Source organism: Armatimonas sp. (genome assembly GCF_043760365.1).
In the GTDB taxonomy this organism is placed as follows: domain Bacteria; phylum Armatimonadota; class Armatimonadia; order Armatimonadales; family Armatimonadaceae; genus Armatimonas.
Genome location: NZ_JAYUPA010000887.1, coordinates 1 through 8,569, shown reverse-complemented (window position 1 = coordinate 8,569; position 8,569 = coordinate 1). Strand labels below are relative to the sequence as shown.

Sequence of the window (8,569 nt, the reverse complement as noted above, 5' to 3'; positions counted from 1 at the left end):
CACTCCATCGAGTGCCGCGTCACGGCGCAAGACCCCGCCAAGAACTTCGCACCGTCGGCAGGCAAGATGGGCGAGGTTCTGCTTCCGGGCGGCCTAGGAGTGCGCGTGGACACCCAGATCTTCTCTGGCTACAGTGTCCCGCCCTACTACGACAGCAACTTAGCTAAAGTGATTGTCTGGGGCGTGGACCGCGACGAGGCGATTCGGCGCATGGAGCGCTGTCTGAGCGAGACACGTATCGAGGGCTTGCCCACCAATATCAGCTTTCTGAAGCAGATTCTGGCCGACAGCCGCTACCGCAACAACGAGGTCTCCACCAAGTTCCTCCCCACTCTTATGGAGGAGCTCGGGCTGTGATGGGGTGCTTGTTCCCCTCCCCCGGCTCCATTCGTACCTCTCTACGCCACCCCCTCCCGATAACGGGAGAGGGTGGAGGGGGCTTTAGCCTCCTTGCCGCAACAGCGGGGCCATTTATGCGCCCGTGTATCAACGGCATTGCGTGTGGAGATGGATTGTTATGAGTGCGTTTTTGTCAATCGATGATAATTCACAGCACATCGCCATTTATATTTATCATCTCCATCTTTCTCATATTAAATGTTTTCCATCAGATAAATTACCTTTTTATGAACCAAAACATGATAAAATCCACAAATGGAATATAATTATCGGAAATAACGGAACTGGAAAATCGACATTACTTCAATCAATAGCATTAATGAGTCCACAAATTTCCCATCCCTCGCAAAATTCAGATTCACTTCTTCATATGATGAATGTCATAGAGCCTAAAACATATAAAGATCAAAAATTGATAACAAGTCAGTTCCCCTCAAAAAATCATAATGGAGAACTATCGCAAATTAAAATATTATTTAAAAGTGTGTACCCATATAGCCTAAGTCTAATTATTTCCGACCATGGTTTTTCACATGACCTAGAATTCGACACAACTTTAGAGAATTGTTTTATATGCGGCTACGGTGGAATGCGTCGTATTGGCAATCATGATAATAGTGAAATGCCTGACAATAGTGAAACATTGTTTGACTCTGAAGCGCAACTAATCAATGCCGATCTCTGGCTTTCCAAGGCAGACTATGCCGCTCGAATCAATGACGACGAACGTACAAAGCGGCGGCTTCGTGTTGTTGAAGAAGCGCTGATTGCGATCCTCCCCGACGTTTCCGAGTTCCGCTATCGTGTAACCGACGACAATGCTCTGGACCCGATTGCGGAGGCGCAAACACCGTATGGGTGGGTGCGGATTCGGGAATTGAGCCTGGGGTATCAGACAGCGCTGGCGTGGGTGGTGGATTTTGCGGCGCGGATGATCGCACGCTATCCCCACAGTGAGAACCCGCTCGCGGAGCCTGCGGTGTGCCTCGTGGATGAGATTGACCTGCACCTGCACCCGCAGTGGCAGCGGGAGCTGATCAAAAGACTCGACGAGATTTTCCCACGCACGCAGTTCATCGCTACGGCTCACAGCCCGCTGGTAGTGCAGGCCGCACCCGATGCCAATATCATTCTGCTGAAGCGCGAGGGCGACCATGTGGTTGTGAAAAACGATGTGGACGAGATTCGCAAGTGGCGCGTGGATCAGATTCTGGCGAGCGAGCTCTTTGAAGAGCAGCCCGTCTATGCCCCCGAGATTCAGGCGCTTCTCGATGAGCGTGAGCGTCTTCTCTCGCAGGCGGAGCTTTCGGCAGAAGATCAAGCGCGGGTTGCTGTGATTGATGCGGAACTTGACAAGCTACCCTCCGCCGCACGTCCTGCCGATCAGGAAGCGATGGACTTAATCCGCCGCACTGCCGCACTCCTGAAGAACCAGAAATGATCCGTGTGGTAAAGCGAGCTTCGGTTCCCGAAAAGCTCGCAACCGCTGGCGTGGACGCGACACAGCGCTTCTGCCAGGAACACGACAGTGGCAAGCGGGAATTTGCGTTCGATAAAAATCTCTACGGCCACAAGACCGTGAAGGATGCCATGGTAGAGGATCAGTTCGGCAAGTGCTGTTTCTGCGAGCGCAAGGTGGGCTCCGATAGCGATGTGGAGCACTTCCGCCCCAAGAGTTCCGTCTGCCAGGAGAGCCATGCAGATCGCCTCACGCCTGGCTACTACTGGCTGGTCTACGACTGGGACAATCTCTTTGTCTGTTGCCGACAGTGCAATCAGTGGTTCAAGCGCGATTTCTTCCCTCTCAGAGATGCAACGCAGCGTGCCCGAAGCCACCACGATAATCTTGCCCTGGAGAGTCCTCTACTAATCCATCCTACTCAAGACGATGCGGAGGCGTTTATCGGCTGGCGCGACGATGTCCCCTATCCTATTAACAACAGCGAACAGGCAAGGCACACCCTGGAGATACTTCAGCTTCGCAAGGAAGATCGTCCCCCACAGCATCATGGCGACCTCCAAGCCACACGCCGGGATCACCTTCAACTTCTCCAGAGCCTCTGTGACATCCTACAACTTGCTCCCACAGTGGAGGTAGAGTTCCAGGCCCGCGACCTGCTTGCACGAATGCAGAGTAATCAGGAAGTTTTCGCCGCTATGACCCGTGCCTTCTGCGCCGCCCGAGGAATCGCATGACCTGGCACTGGGTTGCTTTCGACAGCCTCTCTCCCACCGAACTCTACGATTTGATGCGCTTGCGGCAGGAAGTCTTTGTGGTGGAACAAAACTGCGTCTACCTCGACGCGGATGGCTACGATCAGAAGGCGTGGCACCTAATGGGCCATGATGGCGAGGGGCGACTTGTTGCCTGCCTGCGACTGTTTGCACCAGGAGTGAAATATGAAGAGTTTCCGAGTGACGCGTGTATTGGGCGGGTGTGCACGGCGGTTTCGGTGCGCGGGTCGGGGCAGGGGCGGGAGCTGATGGAGCGCGGGATTGCGGAAGCGGAGCGGCTCTGGCCGGGGTGCGCGATTCGCATCTCGGCACAGGTGTATCTGCTTAATTTTTATGTGAGCCTGGGATTTGTCGTGGCATCGGACCCCTACGACGAAGATGGGATTTCACATGTGGAGATGGTTCGTCCTAGTTGATATACTCCCTTTATGGCCTACAGTAACTTCACGCTGAGCAAGCTTGAATCAGAGTTTGGGATTTCCATCGTGCAGACGGCAGGTATTTTCCGCGAGCTTCCGGCGGTTACTCCTAGCGCTCTACTGCTTCAGGTACTGGAGGACAACTTACCTCTAGCACTGCCCAATGGCTCTGAGAAAGCTCGCTCAGAGTGGATCTTAGCCCCACTACTTGCCGAAGTGCGGCGGCAGCTCCATAAAAAAATTAGTGTCTTCTCCGGGATCACGTTCAACGTGGATCGGAAACGAGGGCTGGATGGGATTTGTGATTTTCTTTTGTCCACATCCGCTCAGCAGCTTGAGCTAGAATCGCCCGTTCTGTGCGCTGTAGAAGCCAAGGAGCACAATACAAGTTTGGGGCTGCCTCAGTGTATTGCGGAGATGGTGGCAATTCAGCTCTACAACGAGCGCGCCAATACGTCGCAAGATGCCATCTACGGGGTGGTGACAACCGGCGAGTTGTTTCTCTTTTTACGGATGCGTGGCGCGGTGGTTGAAGTAGATCTCGAAACGTATGCGCTTCACCCCGTGGAGCGGGTTCTGGGGGTACTCGTCGGGATTTTCCCTCATACGATACAATAGGCGCTGTGTCTGCCGCTATGTCATTCCGTTCGCCTGCTTACCGGGAGCTCATTCTGGGGCTGATTGGGCGGGATGTGAAAACTCGCTACAAACAATCGGTGCTGGGCTATGCTTGGGCGGTGCTCTATCCACTGGCAACGGCGCTGATCTTCAGTATTGTGGGGCAGATTATACTGCGTCAGAAAACAGGTGGGCTTCCCTACCCCGTCTTTGCCTACTTCGGGTTGCTCTACTGGAATCTTTTTTCGTCGGGCCTCACGGCGGCGACGGAGAGCCTTGTGGGGCACCTGAACTTGATTACCAAGGTCTACTTTCCTCGCGAAGTCTTCCCCATTGCGGCGGTGCTCTCCAAGCTTGTGGACTTTGGGTTTGGCTTAGTGGGCCTGCTGCCTCTCTTACTGTTTTTCCGAGTTGCGCCTGGCCCGTGGATTCTCTTGAGTATCCCGATTGCCTTAATCGTGGTTTTATTAGCAACGGGTTGGGGAATGCTACTAGCGTGTGCCAATCTCTACTTCCGCGATGTGCGACATCTCGTGGGGATTGTGCTGAGCCTGTGGGGATTCCTGGTGCCCAATATCTACCCACTGCACCAAGTACCACGCGAGTGGCAGAGCCTCTATCTGCTCAACCCGGTGGCAGCACTCACGGAAGCGGGGCGCCGACTGGCGTTTCCTCAGACCGGCTGGTTGCGTGCGATTGACCCAGAACAGGGGAATCTGCACTCGCTCTGGCCCTATCTGGGAAATGCACTGGCGGTCGCGCTTATCTCTCTGGTAGTGGGGTTTGTTGTGTTCAAACACAACGAGCCCCACTTTGCCGAATATATCTAGATCGAGGAGCTTAGAATTTTGAGTAAACGTGCACTGATCACCGGTATCACCGGTCAGGACGGATCGTATCTGACAGAGCTATTGCTGTCGAAGGGCTATGAAGTGTTCGGCGTTGTGCGGCGCTCCAGTACGGAGAGCTACGAGCGTATCGAGCACCTGCGGGACAGAATCACGCTTGTCCAGGCAGACTTACTGGATCAGTACTCACTGATCGAGGCACTAAAAGCGGCACAGCCCGATGAGGTCTATAACCTCGCGGCGCAGAGCTTCGTCCCGACGTCTTGGTCACAGGCAGTGCTAACCGGCGAGTTCACGGCGCTGGGTGTCACCAAGGTACTGGAGGCCGTGCGCTCGGTAAATCCAAAGATTCGCTTCTACCAAGCGAGCTCGTCGGAGATGTACGGCAAAGTGCTTGAAGTGCCTCAGCGCGAGGAGACCCCGTTCTATCCCCGTAGTCCTTATGGTGTTGCGAAAGTCTATGGCCACTTTATCACGGTGAATTATCGCGAATCGTATAACCTATTCGCCGTTTCTGGCATACTTTTTAACCATGAAAGTCCTCGTAGGGGATTAGAATTTGTTACACGTAAAGTAAGCGATGGTGTTGCGAAGATTAAACTCGGTTTAGCAACAGAACTGCGCATGGGAAACCTAGATGCCAAGCGTGACTGGGGCTTTGCGGGCGACTATGTCGAGGCGATGTGGCTCATGCTCCAGCAAGACGCCCCCGATGACTACGTTATCGCAACGGGCGAGACGCACACCGTCCAGGAGTTGGTCGAGGTCGCGTTCGAGCGCGCCGGGCTGGACTGGCAGAAGTACATCGTGATAGATCCTCGCTTCATTCGTCCTGCCGAGGTAGATCTTCTAATCGGTGACCCCGCGAAGGCGAAAGCCAAGCTCGGCTGGGCGCGTAAGACCAGCTTCAAGGATCTAGTTCACATGATGGTTGACTCCGATATCGCCCGCTTGGAAGTGCGCAAGTAGAATCGCCGCCCCCATGAACGGGGGCGAACAAAGGGGGCGGGCTGGTTCATGCGAATTCTTATCACCGGAGCAACGGGATTTGTCGGGGGGTATCTCGCGGCGGAGCTCGCGGCGCACTACCCCCTGGCAAAGCTTTTTGGCACGACCTACGGCCATACGTCAGGCGCAATGCTTCCCGATGGCATGCCTCTTTTAGAGGCGGATCTGCGCGACCCCGCTAAGATCCGGGAAGCACTAGCGCAGAGCACACCCGATGTAATCTTCCATCTGGCGGGCTTTGCGTCCGGGGCGGGCACCGATGTGGCGGTGATTCGTGCGGCCAATGTGGATGCCACGCGCCTGCTGGTGGAAGCGGTGGCCGAGAGTGAGAAGCCCTGCCGTCTTCATCTGGCGAGCACAGGCTATGTCTATGGCACCACGCCGCCAAACGTGCCTGCCACAGAAACCGACACGCTACGCCCGGAAGGGCCGTACGCACACTCCAAGGCCGAGATGGAGACCGTCGTGCAGCCGCTGGCTTCTGAGAAACTCTCTATCACGGTCACGCGGGCCTTCAATCACACAGGCCCGCGTCAGACCCCGGTCTTTGTGGCACCAGGGTTTGCCCGGCAGCTGGCACGGATTGAGCGGGGACTGGATGCACCCGTCATGCGTGTCGGCAATTTAGAAGCGCTCCGTGACTTTCTTGATGTGAGAGATGTCGTTCGAGCGTATCGTTTACTGCTTTGCGAGCTAGAGCCTGCGCCCTGGCGTGTTGTCAATGTTGGTAGTGGGGAGGCAGTAGCCATACAGAGTATTCTGGACACGCTCCTCACTCTGACGCAGACACGTGTTACGGTGGAAGTAGACCCTGCACGCCTGCGGCCCTCAGACATGCCAGAGTGCGTCGGCTCCCCTGCTCTGCTCTCCCAGCTCACTGGCTGGAGAAAGACCCACTCTTTAACCGATACTCTGTTGGAGACACTGGCCTGGTGGCGCTCCACAGGAGTAGATATCTGGTGACCGAGACAAAGCCGCTGATTCTGGTTCGCCCGCCGCACGGGCTGGCGGCGCTTAATATTCAGGAGCTGGTGCAGTACTGGGAGCTCGTGCGGACGTTTGCTCAGAAAGAAATCTTACTGCGCTACCGCCAGACAGCGCTCGGCGTGGTCTGGGTGGTGCTTCAACCTCTTCTTACCTCCGCAATCGCAAGCTTTGTCTTTGGAAAAATCGCGGGTTTCGCGCAAGGCGACAGCGTATTCTTCCTGCGTGCCTTCGCCGGGCAGATCGCTTGGACTATTTTCGGCCTTTCCATCTTCAAGATTAGCACGTGCCTTGTGGGCAACAGCGCGATGCTCTCAAAAGTTTTTTTCCCCAGGCTCACCCTACCCGTTGCTTCTACCGTCGCGGCGCAGGTGGACACCCTCGTGGCGCTGGCAGCGTTTGGTCTGCTCATGCCCTTCTTCCATGTCGTACCGACACTTGCATTTCTGACACTCCCACTGTGGTTCGGGGCGCTGGCAGTCATGGCGCTCGGTGTGGGGATGATGGCGGCAGCTCTCATGGTCTCCTACCGGGATGTGCAGTTTGTCTTGCCGGTCTGGCTAAACTCTCTGATGGTGTTCTCCCCGGTGCAGTGGCCACTGGCGAAGATGGCGGAAAAGCTAGGCGGCCTGGGAACTCTCTATCTGGTCGGCAATCCTGCCGCGATTCTTATCGAGGGCTTCCGCTGGTCGCTCATGGGAGGCACACTGCTCATTGCGCCCTGGCAAGTTGCCTACGCCGCCCTGATGAGTGTTGCGGTTTTGTTTGTGGGCTTGTTAATCTTCCGGATGCAGGAGCGAAGGTTCGCCGATGTCATCTAACACCAAGATGGTAGGCGTCGAGAACCTTGGCAAGCTCTATAAGATTGCTCCCAAGGGAACGCGGCCTGGGACGCTCACTGAGAACCTTCTCGCGACACTACGCGGCAAGCAGCCTCCCAAAGAGGACTTCTGGGCGGTGCGCAGTCTTAGTTTCGAAGTCCATCAAGGGGAAGTGGTCGGTCTGATCGGGCACAACGGCGCGGGCAAGTCCACGCTCCTCAAGCTACTCTCGCGCATTACCGAGCCTACCGAGGGGCAGATTGCGCTCTACGGGCGGGTCGGGAGTTTGCTGGAAGTCGGGACGGGATTTCACCCGGAGCTCACAGGCCGCGAGAATGTGTTTATGAATGGCGCAATTCTAGGGATGAGCCGCAAGGAGATTCAAAATCGCTTCGAGGAGATCATTGAGTTCGCGGGGCCGCGCGTGGCACTACACCTCGACTCCCCCGTCAAGCGCTACTCATCAGGAATGACGATGCGGCTGGGCTTTGCCGTGGCTGCTAATCTCAACCCGGAAATTCTGATCGTAGATGAAGTGCTAGCCGTCGGTGATGCGGAGTTCCAGAAGAAGTGCCTCGGGAAGATGCAGGAGGTGGCGGGAAGTGGCCGAACGGTATTTTTTGTGAGCCATAATCTTGCCGCCGTGACCGCGCTCTGCACCCGTGCTTTGCTACTGCACGGCGGTCAGCTCCACGAAGACGGCCCCGTGGCCCGCGTCGCCGCCACCTACCAGCTCATGACCCGCACGAGCACGGCGCTCGGTGGTGATCTCACACACGCTCAGCGCACGGGCACGGGTACGGGACGTTTTCTCGCACTGGCGCTCCAGCCCTTCGCTGCCGATGGCGCGCCACAGCCGCTGGTTTACAATGGAAGCAAAGTCCAGTTTGAGCTGACGGTCAAGGCCGAGCAGCTTGTGACTGATGCCTCGGTGGCACTCTGGATATCTGACTCCAACACCTATCGGTTAGTGGACTGCTCATCGGCGCTTCAGGGCAAGCTCGTGCGCCTGGAGCCTGGGGAAGTGGTGCGGGTGCGCTTCACCCTCGGTGAGCTACTGCTCAAGCCCGGCCTCTACACACTCGGCGTCTCGCTGGGTCGTACGGAGATCGAGGACATGGATACAATTGAGTATGCTGGAACCCTGGAAGTCGCGGTAGACCCGGATGCTGCCCAGGCGGCCCTCCTGCTCCCTGGTGCCTACACCTGTCGCTACCAGACCGAGATATTGCCTGGT

At 56.2% G+C, this 8,569-nt stretch carries 9 protein-coding genes and 1 pseudogene; all 10 read left to right on the top strand.

Features of this window, described 5'->3' with window-relative positions:
* A pseudogene (locus ACH2EH_RS22050) lies at positions 1-357 on the top strand (acetyl-CoA carboxylase biotin carboxylase subunit); the annotation flags it as partial.
* A gap of 664 nt (positions 358-1,021) precedes the next feature.
* Positions 1,022-1,840 carry an AAA family ATPase gene (locus tag ACH2EH_RS22045; protein WP_395145125.1) on the top strand — a complete coding sequence of 273 codons (819 nt, stop codon included), beginning with the start codon at positions 1,022-1,024 and terminating at the stop codon, positions 1,838-1,840.
* A complete protein-coding gene (locus ACH2EH_RS22040; protein WP_395145124.1) occupies positions 1,837-2,595 on the top strand; it encodes a hypothetical protein in 759 nt (252 codons plus the stop codon). The genes ACH2EH_RS22045 and ACH2EH_RS22040 overlap by 4 nt, the downstream gene beginning before the upstream one ends.
* Positions 2,592-3,050 carry a GNAT family N-acetyltransferase gene (locus ACH2EH_RS22035; protein WP_395145123.1) on the top strand — a complete coding sequence of 153 codons (459 nt, stop codon included), beginning with the start codon at positions 2,592-2,594 and terminating at the stop codon, positions 3,048-3,050. The genes ACH2EH_RS22040 and ACH2EH_RS22035 overlap by 4 nt, the downstream gene beginning before the upstream one ends.
* 12 nt (positions 3,051-3,062) lie before the next feature.
* Complete coding sequence (locus tag ACH2EH_RS22030; RefSeq protein ID WP_395145121.1) at positions 3,063-3,671, top strand: hypothetical protein; 609 nt, start codon at positions 3,063-3,065, stop codon at positions 3,669-3,671.
* A 17-nt stretch (positions 3,672-3,688) separates the two neighbouring features.
* Complete coding sequence (locus ACH2EH_RS22025) at positions 3,689-4,501, top strand: ABC transporter permease (protein ID WP_395145120.1); 813 nt, start codon at positions 3,689-3,691, stop codon at positions 4,499-4,501.
* Between the two features lie 15 nt (positions 4,502-4,516).
* Entirely contained in the window at positions 4,517-5,488 is a 972-nt protein-coding gene (gene gmd / locus ACH2EH_RS22020; protein WP_395145127.1) for a GDP-mannose 4,6-dehydratase, read from the top strand.
* A 48-nt stretch (positions 5,489-5,536) separates the two neighbouring features.
* Positions 5,537-6,490: a GDP-mannose 4,6-dehydratase gene (locus tag ACH2EH_RS22015; RefSeq protein ID WP_395145119.1), complete on the top strand. Its 954-nt coding sequence runs from the start codon at positions 5,537-5,539 to the stop codon at positions 6,488-6,490.
* Positions 6,487-7,332 carry an ABC transporter permease gene (locus ACH2EH_RS22010; RefSeq protein ID WP_395145117.1) on the top strand — a complete coding sequence of 282 codons (846 nt, stop codon included), beginning with the start codon at positions 6,487-6,489 and terminating at the stop codon, positions 7,330-7,332. Before ACH2EH_RS22015 ends, ACH2EH_RS22010 begins: the two co-directional genes overlap by 4 nt.
* On the top strand, positions 7,322-8,569 hold a 1,248-nt coding region (locus ACH2EH_RS22005; protein ID WP_395145115.1), incomplete at its 3' end, for an ABC transporter ATP-binding protein. The genes ACH2EH_RS22010 and ACH2EH_RS22005, both read left to right, overlap by 11 nt.